The sequence below is a fragment of the Parvibaculum sp. genome (assembly GCF_030651915.1).
Lineage (GTDB): Bacteria > Pseudomonadota > Alphaproteobacteria > Parvibaculales > Parvibaculaceae > Parvibaculum.
This window is the reverse complement of sequence record NZ_JAUSBV010000005.1, coordinates 264785-279190: the sequence shown is the minus strand read 5'-3', so window position 1 is coordinate 279190 and position 14406 is coordinate 264785. Positions and strand designations below refer to the sequence as shown.

Annotated in this window: 15 protein-coding genes; 11 read left to right on the top strand and 4 right to left on the bottom strand. The window is 62.7% G+C overall.

What is annotated here, in order from left to right; all coding sequences use genetic code 11:
- The first annotated feature begins 323 nt into the window (after window positions 1-323).
- The 4 genes from cobA to Q7V31_RS05695 all read left to right on the top strand — a co-directional run bounded on the left by cobA (window position 324) and on the right by Q7V31_RS05695 (window position 4064).
- Entirely contained in the window at window positions 324-1172 is an 849-nt protein-coding gene (cobA, locus tag Q7V31_RS05710; RefSeq protein WP_304733947.1) for a uroporphyrinogen-III C-methyltransferase, read from the top strand.
- Between the two features lie 60 nt (window positions 1173-1232).
- Complete coding sequence (locus Q7V31_RS05705; RefSeq protein ID WP_304732981.1) at window positions 1233-2480, top strand: hypothetical protein; 1248 nt, start codon at window positions 1233-1235, stop codon at window positions 2478-2480.
- 527 nt (window positions 2481-3007) lie between these two features.
- Window positions 3008-3781 carry a DUF4239 domain-containing protein gene (locus Q7V31_RS05700; RefSeq protein ID WP_304732979.1) on the top strand — a complete coding sequence of 258 codons (774 nt, stop codon included), beginning with the start codon at window positions 3008-3010 and terminating at the stop codon, window positions 3779-3781.
- A 67-nt stretch (window positions 3782-3848) separates the two neighbouring features.
- Complete coding sequence (locus Q7V31_RS05695; RefSeq protein WP_304732977.1) at window positions 3849-4064, top strand: alkylphosphonate utilization protein; 216 nt, start codon at window positions 3849-3851, stop codon at window positions 4062-4064.
- Here the strand turns inward: Q7V31_RS05695 and Q7V31_RS05690 are convergent.
- Window positions 4036-4635: a histidine phosphatase family protein gene (locus Q7V31_RS05690; protein WP_304732975.1), complete on the bottom strand. Its 600-nt coding sequence runs from the start codon at window positions 4633-4635 to the stop codon at window positions 4036-4038. The two genes, Q7V31_RS05695 and Q7V31_RS05690, sit on opposite strands and share 29 nt — an antisense overlap.
- A complete protein-coding gene (locus Q7V31_RS05685) occupies window positions 4635-4874 on the bottom strand; it encodes a DUF1289 domain-containing protein (RefSeq protein WP_304732973.1) in 240 nt (79 codons plus the stop codon). Before Q7V31_RS05685 ends, Q7V31_RS05690 begins: the two co-directional genes overlap by 1 nt.
- Before the next feature lie 77 nt (window positions 4875-4951).
- Here Q7V31_RS05685 and Q7V31_RS05680 point away from each other — a divergent pair, with 77 nt between their 5' ends.
- From Q7V31_RS05680 to Q7V31_RS05670, 3 genes are all read left to right on the top strand, one after another.
- Window positions 4952-5932, top strand: coding sequence for a nicotinate-nucleotide--dimethylbenzimidazole phosphoribosyltransferase (locus tag Q7V31_RS05680; RefSeq protein WP_304732971.1), 981 nt, complete (start codon window positions 4952-4954; stop codon window positions 5930-5932).
- Between the two features lie 245 nt (window positions 5933-6177).
- A complete protein-coding gene (locus Q7V31_RS05675; protein WP_304732969.1) occupies window positions 6178-7371 on the top strand; it encodes an acyl-CoA dehydrogenase family protein in 1194 nt (397 codons plus the stop codon).
- A 39-nt stretch (window positions 7372-7410) separates the two neighbouring features.
- Window positions 7411-8541 carry an acyl-CoA dehydrogenase family protein gene (locus Q7V31_RS05670; RefSeq protein WP_304732967.1) on the top strand — a complete coding sequence of 377 codons (1131 nt, stop codon included), beginning with the start codon at window positions 7411-7413 and terminating at the stop codon, window positions 8539-8541.
- A gap of 65 nt (window positions 8542-8606) precedes the next feature.
- On the opposite strand, the gene Q7V31_RS05665 is transcribed toward Q7V31_RS05670, so the two are convergent.
- The gene (locus Q7V31_RS05665; RefSeq protein ID WP_304732965.1) at window positions 8607-10124 is read right to left on the bottom strand and encodes a HAMP domain-containing sensor histidine kinase; all 1518 of its coding nucleotides are present in this window, start codon (window positions 10122-10124) and stop codon (window positions 8607-8609) included.
- Between the two features lie 269 nt (window positions 10125-10393).
- Between Q7V31_RS05665 and Q7V31_RS05660 the strand changes: the two genes are divergently transcribed.
- From Q7V31_RS05660 to Q7V31_RS05645, 4 genes are all read left to right on the top strand, one after another.
- Complete coding sequence (locus Q7V31_RS05660) at window positions 10394-11194, top strand: crotonase/enoyl-CoA hydratase family protein (protein WP_304732963.1); 801 nt, start codon at window positions 10394-10396, stop codon at window positions 11192-11194.
- Window positions 11195-11324: 130 nt separating this feature from the next.
- Window positions 11325-11618 carry a putative quinol monooxygenase gene (locus Q7V31_RS05655; RefSeq protein ID WP_304732961.1) on the top strand — a complete coding sequence of 98 codons (294 nt, stop codon included), beginning with the start codon at window positions 11325-11327 and terminating at the stop codon, window positions 11616-11618.
- A gap of 12 nt (window positions 11619-11630) precedes the next feature.
- Window positions 11631-12839 carry an acyl-CoA dehydrogenase family protein gene (locus tag Q7V31_RS05650; protein WP_304732959.1) on the top strand — a complete coding sequence of 403 codons (1209 nt, stop codon included), beginning with the start codon at window positions 11631-11633 and terminating at the stop codon, window positions 12837-12839.
- Window positions 12840-12859: 20 nt separating this feature from the next.
- Window positions 12860-13324 carry a GNAT family N-acetyltransferase gene (locus tag Q7V31_RS05645; RefSeq protein ID WP_304732957.1) on the top strand — a complete coding sequence of 155 codons (465 nt, stop codon included), beginning with the start codon at window positions 12860-12862 and terminating at the stop codon, window positions 13322-13324.
- A gap of 58 nt (window positions 13325-13382) precedes the next feature.
- On the opposite strand, the gene Q7V31_RS05640 is transcribed toward Q7V31_RS05645, so the two are convergent.
- Window positions 13383-14288: an SDR family oxidoreductase gene (locus Q7V31_RS05640; protein WP_304732954.1), complete on the bottom strand. Its 906-nt coding sequence runs from the start codon at window positions 14286-14288 to the stop codon at window positions 13383-13385.
- Between the last annotated feature and the right edge of the window lie 118 nt (window positions 14289-14406).

Genomic DNA, 14406 nt, shown 5'->3' with positions numbered 1-14406 from the left:
GGGACATAGCGGGATGTATCGTTGAAACCGCTCGCATTACCGCGGGCCGGCACGTTGGACCGTCCCGAGATTGATCCATAACATATTGATTATATTGTTATTTTATGAAGTTTCTCTGCGGTATTGCGGTTGTTCTGTCTCATGTCGCTCATCTAAGGCGGGCGGGTTGAAATCTCCAGGTCAGGGCTTGGAGCGGCTGGGACAGGCTCTTATTTACATGCTATGGTTGCGTTGTGGATAAAAGCACTAATAAATGAAGTGAAATGACTGAGCGAAAAGTCATCTCCCTGACGGGTGGACGGAAGACGAAGCGGGCACCGCAGATGGCGGATGACGCGGCGGCGCGTCTTGCGCTGCCGGCTTTCGAGCCGGGCTGGGTCTGGCTGGTCGGGGCCGGGCCGGGCGATCCGGGCCTCCTGACGCTCCATGCGCTCAATGCGTTGAAACAGGCCGACATCGTCGTCTACGACGCGCTGGTCGACGAAACCGTTCTGCAATTCGCAAGCGCGCGCGCGACGCTCGAATATTCCGGCAAGCGCGGCGGCAAGCCGAGCCCGAAACAGCGCGATATTTCGGCGCGATTGATTGAACTTGCCCGCCAGGGCAAACGGGTGCTGCGCCTGAAGGGCGGCGATCCCTTCGTTTTCGGCCGCGGCGGCGAGGAAGCCCTCGCCCTGGTCGATGCGGGCATTCCCTTCCGCCTCGTGCCGGGCGTGACGGCCGGCGTCGGCGGCCTCGGTTATGCCGGCATCCCGGTCACCCACCGTGACATCAACCACGCGGTCACCTTCGTCACTGGCCACATGGCGGGCGGCGCGATCCCTGAAAATCTCGACTGGCCGTCGATTGCCAAAGGCTCGCCGGTGATTGTTCTCTACATGGCGCTCTCGCATCTGGGCGCCATCGCGAAACGGCTGATCGAAAACGGCCGCCGCGCCGATGAGCCGGTGGCACTGGTCCGCAACGCAACGCTGAAGGATCAGCAGGTCCTCGAAACAACGCTCGGCACCGCCGCCGCCGATGTCGCCCGCACGGACTTCAAGGCCCCCGCCATCATTGTCATCGGCGATGTGGTGCGTCTGCGCGAAGGCCTCGACTGGCTCGGGGCGCTGGAAGGCCGCATCCTGAAGCGCGATCCGTTGAACGTACGCGCGAAAAAGGACGCGGGCTGACAACTATTTGAGTTTGACAGTCGTTCGGGTCTCCTGTCCTCATTGCGCGATGGGGGAGACATGAACGTCAGCATCACAGACAGCCCGGCACCGCGCCGCCGCCCGTTTCTGGCGGCTGTGGTTTTCTTCGCCAATTTCTACCTCCTTGTCTTCGGGCTCGACGCGGTCTTGTCGATTGTCGACGACCTGCTGCAAGGCCTCGCGGGCTTCGAGGGACTCTGGCCAACCCGTCTTGGCGTCGCCCTTGCGGTGCTTCTGCTGTCGCCGCTGCTGATCGCGATACTCCTTTTCATCCCGCAATTGCCGAAGCGCGTCTTTCTGCTGCTGGCACTGTGCGCCATATGGGGAAATCTGATCGTTTGGCCGCTGAGCGTTTCTGTCACTGAACCGCTGGTAAATGTGCCGCTTACCCTTGTGCAAATTGCCGTCTTCGTCCTTGCCGTCTTTCTGCTCCGGCGCCGGACGGGGCGTCTCTACATTTCTGTCGCGGATTTGCCTGTCAGGACGCGGTCGTTGCGCCGGACACTGATAACGATTGGCGCGATCGTGGCCACCATTGTGATTGCCGTGCCTGTCGTCGTCGCAATGTCATTTCTGACACTGATTGAGCAGCAGACAGGCGGCTATCTCCATTTCTCATGGACCGGCATCGAGGTGCAGAAGGCGGTTCTCGTAAAGGACGACAGGACTGTGCATCTCGTCGGCATGATGCATCTCGGCAAACAGCAATTCTATCGCGACGTGTTTGGAAACATACCGCCAGGCGCTCTCGTGCTTGTTGAGGGCGTTACCGACGCGCAGGGGCGCTTGAGGGGTGACCGGCCGGTGGGACGCCTTGCCGAGGTCCTGGGTCTCGATGACCAGGTGGCCATTCAGATGGAGTGGATGGCGGAGTCCGATGGCAACGGAACCGGGATGCTCGAGGGTGACGCCGATCCGGAGCGGCGGACGCATATCGTCAGGGCAGATATCGATGTCAGCGAATTCTCCGACAGTACAATTCGTTACCTCTCGGAGGTGGGCGATATCTACGGCGCAAGGTCGATACGCGACGCTCTCGAGCGCTTCAGTGTTTTGAACACGCAGTTCTCGGAAGAAGAAGCCGTTCTGGCCTGGAGCGAGGTGATCGACAAGCGAAACAAGAAGCTTTTGGCGGTTTTTGACGACGAGGCGCCATCGAACCCGGTTGTCATCATTCCGTGGGGTGCGGCGCATATGCCGGGCATCGAACAAGGGTTGCGCGAACGGGGCTACGAAATCCAGTCGCGCGAAACGTTGAACGTCGTCGAATACGCCCAGCTGTTCTGATGGCCGCGTTGCCAGGCAATGCGCGCGAGAGCCGTCGCTCACCGCGCGTGAAAATAAACTTATCCCCACCCACCAAACCGTCCCCATATTAGGTTCATCTCGCTCCACCGAAGGGCGCGTCCGGACTGGCCGAATGCGTGGAGAGGGAATGCTGCAGTCTTGCGGTGTGGGACGCCAGACCCCACTGCCGAAGAGGTCGACGGACGTGGGCCGGTTAACGACCGGCGGGGTAGCGGCCGATATGCGCCGGACTACCCGCGACGCGACAGATGTCGAACCGAAAATCGCAGCGCGCGGGGCGGGAACGAGACCGCCCTTACATGTGCCACATGTCACATGCAAGACATGTACGGTCGAGTTCAATGCGCCCCGCGCATCCTTCTTTCTGTTGCGTGCCGAAACCCCGGAAGCCTCGCTTCGCGGGGCCTTCGGTGTGTCGTCCGCTTGCCGCTTGCCGCTTTACATTGACATTCTGCGTGCCAATATTCCGGTAGGCGCTCGCGGCGGCGGAAGAGGGGGCAAAGGGCATGTTTCGTTTCTGGCTTCAGTTTCATCCGCTGCTCATCCTGCCGGCGCTGATCTTCATCTTCGCCGTTTCGGGCGGCATCATCCATTGGCTGCAATGCCGCTCGCCGCTCCGCGGCCGCCTCGTCAACGGCAGCCTCGGCCTTCCGACCTATGTGGCCGTATCCACGCTTTTTGCGCTTTTCGCCGCCTTCCTGCTCGCCGACACGATGGCGCGCAAGGACCGCGCGGCCGAAGCGGTGCAGACCGAAGCGGCGGCGCTTCTCGGTCTTGCCGTCGGCAGCGAGACGGCGGGCGAGGGTGGCGATGCGATCCGCGCGGCCATTCGCGCCTATGCCGGGTCCGTCATCGCGGACGAATGGACGCGAATGATCGACGAGAGCGACAGCGAGAGGACGGCGCAGAGACTGCTGGAGCTGATGCGCGCCGTGCATGACGCGCCGGCCCGGAGCGACATTTCCGCCACTGTTCACGGTCACATGCTCGCACTCTCGCAGAAGATTGTGGATGCAAGGGCAGACCGGATCGCAACCGTCACATTTCATTTCCAGAGTTTTTCGTGGTCGGCGCTCTTTCTGCTCGGCTTTCTCACGCAATTCATTCTCGGCATGGGCTTTCTGGATCGTCCGGCCTCCAATCGCTCCGTTATCGTGATCTTCAGTCTCGCCGCCGTGGTCGCGCTCTGGCTGATCGCTATTCAGGACAACCCGTTTCGCGGTCCCGCGCGGATATCGCCGGCAGCGTTCGAGGCGGTGGCGGCGTCCGGTTCGGAGTAAGCATGTTGCGCAGGTGGCTGGACGGGCCTAAAGAAGGCACCTCACACCGCATTGAGGCCGGGACCCGATGACCGACGTAAAAGACAGCAACGGCAACAAGCTCGCCGACGGCGATTCCGTTCAGGTCATCAAGGACCTGAAGGTGAAAGGCACCTCGGTCACGCTGAAGCGCGGCACGGTGGTCAAGAATATCCGCCTGACGGACGATCCGGGCCTGATCGAATGCAATGCCGACAAGGTGAAGGGCCTTGTTCTCAAGACCGAGTTTCTGAAGAAGGTCTGAGCGGGATCGCGGCACCGGTCAACGCTTCGGCGTGCCAGTGCGTTCTCTCGCCGCCCGGCGGGTCGAGCCGCATCACCTGTCCGTTCATCGCATAGGGGATACTGTCGATCCGCGCGTGCCGGAGTACGCTCCAGAAGACGCCGCCATGTGCGACGACAAGCACGGGGCCTTCCGCTTCCAGCGCCTTGTTGACGCCGCGGAGCGCGCGGGAAAGAAAATCCTCATAGACTTCGGCGCCGTCGGGCAGGTAGCGGCCCTCGCGCCAGTCCATGAACCAGTCGCCGCCATCGCGGCCCTCATCGGCGCCGAGATTGCATTCCATCAGTTCGTCGACAAGGGTGATCGTGCAGCCGGCCGCGTCGCAGGCATGTCGCGCCGTCTCGTAGGCGCGCGACAGCGGACTGGAACAGATGCTGCGGATGCCGAGCCCGCGCACGATTTCGGCGGCCGCCCTGGCCTGTTCGATCCCGGTCGCATTGAGCGGAATATCGATCTGGCCTTGCGCCTTGCGATTGAGGTTCCAGTCCGTCTCGCCATGGCGGACAAAATAAAACGGCACTTCCTTCAGCATCACGCCCCCAACGCATCCCTGATCTTCGCCAACGCTTCCTCGGGTGCCGCCGCCTTCGGACCCAGCGCCTCAATGCGGGCGGGCAGCGCGCGCAACACGTCGTCCCGCGCGGCGTCGCTCATCGCGCTCCAGCCGGCGATCTCCTTCAGCGTCCGCCCGCAACCGACACAGGCATTGGCGCGGCCGTCGACGGCGCAGATGCTGAGGCAGGGGCTCTTGATCGGCTTCGAGTAAGTCACGTGGGCTTTTCCGGTTCCGGGTGGCGGCGCGAGGGAGTATAGAGCGGTCGAACCGATTTCCCATGGCGAGTTCACGAATGACACGCGCACCGACAGGCCTTCCTTTCGACGACATCCGCAACCTGCTGGCCGGCCTGCCGCAAGCGGATGAGGGCGCGCGCACCGCCGCGCAGGCGCGAACGCGCGACCTTGCGGCGCCGGAGGGTTCGCTCGGCCGCCTTGCCGAAATCGCCGAATGGATGGCCGCCTGGCAAGCCAGTCCGAAACCCGCCGTCATGCGGCCTCTGGTCGCGATCTTCGCCGCGACGCACGGCCTTGCCGCCGCCGATCCCGGCGCGGACGCGCAGGCGACCCATCGTCTCGTCGAGCTTTATGCAGCGGGCGGCGCGGCGGTGAACCAGGTCGCCTTGCAGGCCGAAGCGGGCCTCAAGGTGTTCGACCTCGCCCTCGATCTGCCGACGCCCGATATCCGCGCCGATGCTGCGCTCTCCGAAGCCGCTTGCGCCGCCACCATGGCCTTCGGCATGGAGGCGATTGCCGGCGGCGCCGACCTTCTCTGCGTCGGTGCGGCAGGCGCCGGCAACCGTACGGTCGCGGCGGCGCTCGCTTGCGCGCTTCTCGGCGGCGCGCCGGGCGCCTGGACGGACGGATCGGCATGGGCCGGGGAGGCGGTGTCGGCTGCCCTCGCGCTACATGAGGGCCACCTCGGCGACCCGCTGGAGGCGCTGCGCCGCGTCGGCGGGCGCGAATTTGCCGCCATCGCCGGCGCCATCCTCGCCGCCCGCTATCAGCGCATTCCGGTCCTGCTCGATGGCTTCGTCTCCTGTGCCGCAGCGGCGGTGCTCTGGAAAATGGATCCGTCGGCGCTCGATCACTGCAGGGCAGCGCACGCTTCCGGCGACCCCGCCCATGCGCGGCTGCTGGCCGCCATGGGGCTCGATCCCCTTCTCGAAACCGGCATTCGCCTTGAAGAGGGAGCCGGCGCCGCGCTGGCCATCGGCCTCGTCAAATCCGCTCTGGCCGTGCATGGCGGCATGGCGACGCAGGCGCAGCTTTGAGGCCGTCTGCCGGCTGCGCCACCGTTCAAAACCGAACAGGGCCCCGTTCGCGGCATAGGAGGCCGCGCCCTTGCAACAGGGGCCTTTGGGACTATTATCACCGCCAAAATAGCGTCTCGGCACGCGGGATCGACGGGGGGCCGAACCCTCCGGACGGGCGGCACCGGACCATGAAAACGAATAAGCCGGCGTGAAGCGCGGGAGGCGAAGGCCGCCCGTGCGCCGCCACTATGGAGGTCGACCCTATGGATATGAGCTTCTCCCCCGAAGAGCTTGCCTTTCGCGACGAGGTTCGCACGTTCATCGCCGACAACTACCCGCAGGAGCTGAAGGGCGGCCGCCGCACACGCGGCGAGATGTCGAAGGAAGACATCCTGAAGTGGCACCGCATCCTCTACAAGAAGGGTTGGGTCGTGCCGCATTGGCCGGTCGAATATGGCGGCACCGGCTGGACGATCACCCAGCGCTACATCTGGAACGAAGAAAATGCGCGCGCCGAAACCTCGCCGCTGCTGCCCTTCGGTCTCTCGATGGTCGGCCCGGTGATCTACACCTTCGGCAACGAGGAACAGAAGAAGCGTTTCATTCCGGGCATCCTGTCGGCCGATGACTGGTGGTGTCAGGGTTACTCCGAGCCGGGCTCGGGCTCCGATCTTGCCAGCCTGCGCACCAAGGCGGTGCGTGAGGGCGACCACTACATCGTCAATGGCGGCAAGACCTGGACGACGCTGGCGCAATTCGCCGACTGGATGTTCTGCCTCGTCCGCACCGATCCGAACGCCAAGGCGCAGGAAGGCATTTCCTTCCTGCTGATCGACATGAAGACGCCGGGCATCACCGTGCGTCCGATCATCACCATGGACGGCGCGCATGAAGTCAACGAGGTCTTCCTTGAAGACGTCAAGGTGCCGGTCGAAAACCTGATCGGCGAGGAGAACAAGGGCTGGACCTATGCGAAGTTCCTGCTCGGCAACGAACGCTCCGGCATTGCCGGCGTCGCCCGCTCCAAGAAGGCGATCGAGCGCCTGAAGAATATCGCCAATGCCGAACTGGTCGACGGTTCGCCGCTGATGAAGACCGATGAGTTCTCGCGCAAGGTCGCCGAACTCGAAATCGACCTTTCGGCGCTCGAGGTGACGGAGCTCAGGACGCTCGCCGCCGAGAGCAAGGGCAGGGGTCCCGGTCCCGAAGCCTCGATCCTGAAGATCAAGGGCACCGAAATCCAGCAGCGCATCACCGAGCTGGCCGTCGAGGCCGTCGGCAACTACGCGCTGGTGCAGGCGCCGCGCATGGAAGTGACCGGCAACGAATTCGTGCCGGGTCCCGACTACAGCGCCGGCACCGCGCAGGATTATTTCAATGTGCGCAAGACCTCGATCTATGGCGGATCGAACGAGATCCAGCACAACATCATCGCAAAAATGGTTCTGGGCCTCTGAGGCTTCGGAACGCAAGAACATCAAGGGGAAGGTCACGAGATGGATTTTTCGTTCACTGAGGAACAGACGCTGCTGCGCAACACGGTGCAGAGCCTGCTCGCCGACAAATACGACTTCGACACGCGCCGCAAGGTCACGAAGACGGCCGAAGGCTGGCGTCCGGAGATGTGGGCGCAGTTTGCCGAGCTCGGTCTTCTCGCCGCGCCCTTCTCCGAAGAGCTGGGCGGCCTTGGCGGCGGCGCCATCGAGAACATGATCATCATGGAAGAGTTCGGCCGTCATCTTGTGGTCGAGCCCTATGTCGAAACCGTGGTGATTGCCGGCGGCTTCCTGCGCGAAGGCGGCACGGCAGCACAGCAGGAAGCGCTGATCCCCGGCATCATCGGCGGCGAGACAGTCTGGGCCTTCGCCTATGCCGAGCCGCAGGGCCGCTACAACCTCGCTGACCTGACGACGACGGCGAAGAAAGACGGTTCGGGTTACACGATCAACGGCTACAAGGCCGTGGTGCTGGGCGCGCCCTGGGCGCAGAAGCTGATCGTCACCGCGCGCACCTCCGGCGGTCAGCGCGACCGCGACGGCGTCTCGGTCTTCATCGTCGACAAGTCGGCGGCCGGTGTTTCCACGCGCGACTACCCGACGGTCGATGGCCGCCGCGCCTCGGAAATCACCTTCGAGAACGTCAAGGTCGGCGCCGACGCGCTGATCGGTGCGGAAGGCAAGGGGCTGCCGCTGGTCGAAAAGATCACCGACGAAGCGATTGCTGCACTTTCAGCCGAAGCCATCGGCTGCATGAAGGAACTCAACACGGCGACCGTCGAATATTGCAAGACGCGCAAGCAGTTCGGCGTTCCCATCGGCAAGTTCCAGGTGCTGCAGCACCGCATGGTCGACATGTTCATGGCTCATGAGCAGTCGGTGTCGATGACCTACATGGTCAACCTGAAGCTCGCCGAAAGCGATGTGGAGCGCATCAAGGCCGCCGCCGGCGCCAAGGTGCAGATCGGCAAGGCCGGGCGTTACGTTGGCCAGCAGGCCGTGCAGCTTCATGGTGGCATGGGCATGACCGACGAACTCAATGTCGGCCACTATTTCAAGCGCCTGACCATGATCGACACCCAGTTCGGCAATGTCGACTACCAGTTGAAGCGCTATTCCGAGGCGGCGTGAGCCCGACCGGGACTGAATAAGCAAAAGGGCCGCGCAAGCGGCCCTTTTCGTTGACGGGTGGTGCATCAGGAAGCACGCTTGGCCATCGACACGGACGGTTGCAGGCGCTGATGCGGCAGGACGCATTCGGCCTGCGTACCCTCGCCGAGCTTGCTCTTCAATTCGAAGCGTCCGCCATGGACCGCGAGCAGGCCCTTGACGATCGAAAGGCCGAGCCCCGAGCCCTTGCCGGGCTGGGCAAGGCCAGAGGCGCCCTGCGTGAAGGCATGCAGCACCTTGTCGATCTCGGATTCGGCGATACCGGGGCCCCGATCGTGAACGCCGAAGCGCATTTCGCCATTGGCTTCCATGCGGGCAAACATGCGCACTTCCGAACCGGGCGGCGAAAACTTGATGGCATTGGTCAGCAGGTTGATCCAGGTCTGCCGCATGGCGCGGGCATCGCCATGAAAGATAGGCAGATCCGGTTCGAAATCGGTAGCGATCGTTACGCGCTGACCCTGCGCCCGGATTTCGAGAATGCGGCGGCTGTCCTCGGCCAATTGCGCGATGTCGACATCCTCTTCGGTGATCTGGAAGCGGCCGGCTTCGATGCGCGACAGGTCGAGAACGTCGTTGATGAGACCGAGCAGATGTTGACCCGAACGGTTGATGTCATCGGCATATTCCCGGTAGGTCGGCACGACATGCTTTCCGAAAATCTCCGACGACATGACTTCCGAGAAACCGATGATGGCGTTGAGAGGCGTCCGCAGTTCATGGCTCATATTGGCGAGGAAATGCGACTTGGCGCGATTGGCTTCTTCGGCGCGCGCCCGCGCGGCATCGGAGTCGCGCTTGGCCTTGAACAGCTGATCGATCAGCACATTCTTGTCCTCGCGCAGCGTGATCGCGCGCTGCATGGCGTTGTTGACCTGCGAAGCGAGCTTGACCAGCAGCACGGTGAATGCGGCGAGCACACCGACGATCGCGAAGTGGAACAGGTCGCCATAGAGGGCCATGCGCAATGCGAGCGCGCCGACGGCGGGCAGGATGGTCCAGTAGAAGACGGGGAAATAGAAGATTGTCACCAGTGTCATCGGCACCAGCGCAATGGTGACCGACGAGACCAGATAGGTCTGGTGGAAGATGTCGTCGGGTTGCCAGAAAAGAAACAGAAGCGAGGAGAAACTGAACGAGAACGCGGCCGTCAGCCCCTCGAACCGCCAGCGCCAGCGCGCCACATCCTCCGGATCGACCTCTGTGGTGAGAAAACGCCGTGCCGTGGTCATCGTCGCGAGATGCAGCACGACCATGGCGGCGCCCCAGATCGCGATAATGGGCCAGGCGACGATATAAGCGTGGCTGATCCCGTAGCCGATCATCAGCACCGGAAAGGCAAAGGGCATACTGACTTGCGATTCCGCCAGCGTCCGCAACTGGGCAAGCCTCGCCTTCGGCGTCAGCTCGTGTCCGCCGCCGGACATCGCGGCGGCATAGGCATGCAGCGAGGCCCATGGACCCCGCCCGGATGAAGATCCGAACAGACCGTCGCCCGCATTCGCGCCTGGCGCAGAATTCCGCGATGCGTCGTCCACTGCCATGTAACTGCCCTTTTGGCCTGAAGCGCGATGGGCCGCTCGCTCGCTGTAGATCGTCCCCGCGAGCTCCCCGATTTCGTTGGCCAAGCCTCGACGAAAAGTCTTAACAAGGTTTTCCGAGACATGGTTAAAACGACATAATTCCTCGGATGTACTGGGGAAAACTCCCGCTCTCGGCCGGGTATCGCCGGAGCATCTGGATGTGTCGGACCAAAGCCGATAAACAACCGCCGGGCCATGCCGCCCATGCACAGAAAAGAGGCACAACTGCGATGAGCGATCCCCTGATTTTCGAGAAAAGCGGCCCCATCGTCACCTTGACGATCAACCGGCCGGAAAGCCGCAACCCGCTGGGGGCACCGGAGGACGCGGACAATTTCACCGCTGCCGCCGCCCGCATTAATGCCGACAGGAGCGTGCGCTGCGTCATTCTGACAGGTGCCGGCAAGGCCTTCTCGGCCGGCGGCAATGTGAAAGCCATGCGCGAGGGGGGTGACGGTTTCGGCGGTCCGGGCGTCCATATCCGCGAACGCTACCGCAACGGCATCCACCGGATCGTCAAATCGGTCTGGGGCATCGAAGTGCCGGTGATCGCCGCCGTCAACGGCCCGGCCATCGGCCTCGGAAACGATGTCGCCTGCCTGGCCGACACGCGCATCGCCGCCGACAACGCCATCTTCGGCGCCACCTTCCTGAAGATCGGCCTGATCCCCGGCGATGGCGGCGCCTGGCTGCTGCCGCGCATTATCGGCATGGCCCGCGCCTCGGAGCTTCTCTACACCGGCGACACCATCGATGCTGCGACCGCGAAGGACTGGGGTCTCGTTTCGGAAGTGGTTCCGGCCGCAACCCTGATGGATCGGGCCAATGAGGTTGCGGCGAAAATCTGCAACCAGCCGCCGGACGTATTGCGCATGACCAAGCAATTGCTGCGTCAGGGCATGCTGACCTCCTTCGACAATGTGATGGAGCTCTCTGCCTCCATGCAGGCGCTCGCCCACCACACGAAGGACCATCGTGAGGCGCTGGACGCCTTTTTCGACAAGCGGCCGCCAAGCTACCAAGGCGAGTAGCGAGTTCGAAATTGAACAGCACCGCCGCGCCCGGCGAACAGGCGGGGGCGGTCCGGACATTGAAGCGACGGGCCTTTACGCCTAAAGTCCCGGCAACAACAAAGCAGACAATCGGAAACGGGAGCGGAACATGAGTGTGATCGGCGTCGTGGCGACCCTGAAAGTGCAGCCGGGCAAGGAAGCGGAGTTCGAAAAAGTTTTCGGTGCCCTGCGCGACAAGGTGAAGTCCAACGAGAAGGGCTGCCTGCAATATGATTTCTTCAAGTCGAAATCAGAAGCGGCGACCTATGTCGTGATGGAGCAATACGCGTCGCAGGCCGACCTCGACGCGCATGGCAAGACGGAATATTTCCGTGCCGCCGGCCCGTCGCTGGGCGCCGTGCTGGGCGGTGCGCCGACACTGCTCTTCCTCGACAAGGTGTAAGCGGGAAATATCATGGATCTGTCGTTCAGCAAGGAAGACGAAGCGTTCCGCAAGGAAGTCCGCAGCTTCATCGAGGAGAGTTACACGCCCGCGATGCGCGCCAAACATGCGCGGTCCAAGCATGGCTATATCGACAAGGAAAGCCATGTGCAGTGGCAGAAGGCGCTGGCGAAGAAGGGCTGGCTGGCGCCGAACTGGCCGGTCGAGTTCGGTGGGCCGGGATTCACGCATGCGCAGAAATACATCTTCGACGTCGAGATGGGCCGTGCCGGCGTACCGCACACGGTGCCGTTCGGCCCGACCATGGTGGCGCCCGTCATCATGAAATTCGGCACGCCCGAACAAAAGAAGCGCTTCCTGCCCGACATTCTCGAAACAAACGTGCTCTGGTGTCAGGGCTATTCGGAGCCGGGTGCCGGTTCCGATCTGGCCTCGCTGCAGACGAAAGCCGAGAACAAGGGCGACCACTATCTCGTCAATGGTTCGAAGATCTGGACCTCGGTCGCACAATGGGCGGACTGGATTTTCTGTCTCGTCCGCACCTCGAAGGAAGGCAAGCCCCAGGAAGGCATTTCCTTCCTGCTGATCGACATGAAGACACCGGGCGTCAAGGTTGAGCCGCTGGTGCTGCTCGACGGCACGCCCGCGCCTCATCAGGAAGTCAACCAGGTCTTCTTCACCGACGTGAAGGTGCCGATCGAAAACCGCGTCGGAGAAGAGAACAAGGGCTGGACCTACGCGAAGTACCTGCTCGAATTCGAGCGCGGCAACCCCTATTCGGCCGGCCTTACCCGCGCCATCGGCAAGGTCAAGAAGATCGCCGCCGACACGAAAGTGGGGGGCAAGACATTGGCCGAGGACCCGGGTTTCCGTTCGAAGATTGCTGACATCGAGACCCAGATCACGGCGATGGAATTCACCGAATTGCGCATCTTCTCGGCGCTTTCGACCGGCGGCAATGTTGGTCCTGAATCGTCACTCTTGAAGTGCCGCGGCACCGATTTGCAGCAGGCGATTTCCGAACTGGCTGTCGAGGCGGTCGGGCACTACACCATGCCCTTCGTCGAGGACGGCATGGTCGAGACCAACGAGCCGAATGTCGGTCCCGACTATGCGATGACGACCGCGCCCTATTATTTCTCACTGCGCAAGGCTTCGATCTATGCCGGGTCGAATGAAGTTCAGCGCAACATCATGGCGAAGGCCGTTCTCGGCCTTTGAGCGCAACGCCTGACATCGTCTTGAGAGTCGCGAGCGCCGGAGACATTCCGGCGCTCGCGCGCGTTTGGCACGATGGATGGCACGCAGGTCACGCGCATCTGTCGCCCGACATCGCGGCGCTGCGACCGCTCTCCTTCTTCGAGCCGCGCATGGCAACAACCTTGCCCAATTGTGTCGTCGCGTGCGTCGACGGCGATATTGTCGGCTTCGCAGGTTGGGAAGGCGATGGCATTGGCCAGGTCTTCGTGCTGCCCGCATGGCATGGCCGCAGTGTCGCACCGCGCGTGCTTGCCGCCGCCGAAGAGGAATTGAAGCGGGCGGGGTACAGCCGCATCTGGCTGCAATGTCAGCTTGGCAATGCCCGAGCGCGGCGCTTCTACGAGAAGCACGGCTGGCAGGTTGCGGCCGAACTCGACGTCACCATCGGCACGACGGAGGGGCGCAAGCCGCAACGGGTCTGGCGGATGGAGAAATCGCTGGCGTAACGGCAAGAAAAAGGGGAGCCGCTTGGCTCCCCTTCGTATTTCAGCAGTGGCGGCTGATTTACTTCCCGCCCGTCGCCAGCTTGAAGAACTTGCCGGTCTGCTCGCCACCCATATGGAAGGGTGTCGCGTTTGAGAAATCGGAAATCTTCGCCCAGTTTTCGGCGACCTTTTCGGCCGTCAGCCCTTCGCGACCGAGGAAGATGCCTTCGGCTTCTTCCATGCGTGCAGCGGCGAAAACGCCGGCTCCTGCACAAAGGATCATGCCGGTCGGCGCATCTTCCGAGACGAGGAACATGACGCCCGGAGACACGCTGTCCGGCGTCAGCATCTGTTCGGTCTCCGGCGGCATCAAATCCGACGTCATGCGGGTATAGGCGACAGGCGCCAGCGCGTTGCAGTGAATGTTGTTCTTCTGGCCTTCGAGTTTCAGCGTGTTGATGAAGCCGACCACGGCGAGCTTTGCGGCGCCGTAGTTGGTCTGGCCGAAATTGCCATAGAGGCCCGTCGATGAGGCCGTGACCATGATGCGACCGTAGTTCTGGGCCTTCATGATTTCCCAGACGGCCTTGGTCGGCTTCACGGTGCCCATCAGATGCACGTCGACGACGAGCTGGAAGTCTTCCATCGTCATCTTCGAAAACGACTTGTCGCGCAGGATGCCGGCATTGTTGATCAGGATGTCGATGCGGCCGAACTTGTCCATGGTCTGCTTGACCATGTTTTCGACACCCGCATCGTCGGTGACCGACGAGCCGTTGGCGATCGCTTCGCCGCCCAGCGCCTTGATTTCCTCGACCACCTTGTTGGCGGCCTCCGACGAACCGCCTGCGCCGGTGCGATCGCCGCCGAGATCGTTCACCACCACCTTGGCGCCGCGGCGCGCGAGTTCCAGTGCATGGGAACGGCCGAGACCGCCGCCCGCGCCGGTGACAATGGCGACCTTGCCGTCAAATCGAATGCTCATCGGTAATTCTCCAGTTGAACTGCCAGCCATCACGGGCCGATTGGAAAGGGGCCGCAGCTGCCCGCGCCACGTGTTGGGAGAGGGAAATGGGCTGTCCTTGCGGAAACTGGGGGGACTT

Coding starts and splice junctions, on each gene's coding strand:
- cobA (WP_304733947.1), top strand. CDS start 324: ATGGCGGATGACGCGGCGGCGCGTCTTGCGCTGCCGGCTTTCGAGCCG.
- Q7V31_RS05650 (WP_304732959.1), top strand. CDS start 11,631: ATGGATCTGTCGTTCAGCAAGGAAGACGAAGCGTTCCGCAAGGAAGTC.
- Q7V31_RS05705 (WP_304732981.1), top strand. CDS start 1,233: ATGAACGTCAGCATCACAGACAGCCCGGCACCGCGCCGCCGCCCGTTT.
- Q7V31_RS05675 (WP_304732969.1), top strand. CDS start 6,178: ATGGATATGAGCTTCTCCCCCGAAGAGCTTGCCTTTCGCGACGAGGTT.
- Q7V31_RS05690 (WP_304732975.1), bottom strand. CDS start 4,635: ATGCTGAAGGAAGTGCCGTTTTATTTTGTCCGCCATGGCGAGACGGAC.
- Q7V31_RS05655 (WP_304732961.1), top strand. CDS start 11,325: ATGAGTGTGATCGGCGTCGTGGCGACCCTGAAAGTGCAGCCGGGCAAG.
- Q7V31_RS05665 (WP_304732965.1), bottom strand. CDS start 10,124: ATGGCAGTGGACGACGCATCGCGGAATTCTGCGCCAGGCGCGAATGCG.
- Q7V31_RS05700 (WP_304732979.1), top strand. CDS start 3,008: ATGTTTCGTTTCTGGCTTCAGTTTCATCCGCTGCTCATCCTGCCGGCG.
- Q7V31_RS05680 (WP_304732971.1), top strand. CDS start 4,952: ATGACACGCGCACCGACAGGCCTTCCTTTCGACGACATCCGCAACCTG.
- Q7V31_RS05695 (WP_304732977.1), top strand. CDS start 3,849: ATGACCGACGTAAAAGACAGCAACGGCAACAAGCTCGCCGACGGCGAT.
- Q7V31_RS05640 (WP_304732954.1), bottom strand. CDS start 14,288: ATGAGCATTCGATTTGACGGCAAGGTCGCCATTGTCACCGGCGCGGGC.
- Q7V31_RS05660 (WP_304732963.1), top strand. CDS start 10,394: ATGAGCGATCCCCTGATTTTCGAGAAAAGCGGCCCCATCGTCACCTTG.
- Q7V31_RS05670 (WP_304732967.1), top strand. CDS start 7,411: ATGGATTTTTCGTTCACTGAGGAACAGACGCTGCTGCGCAACACGGTG.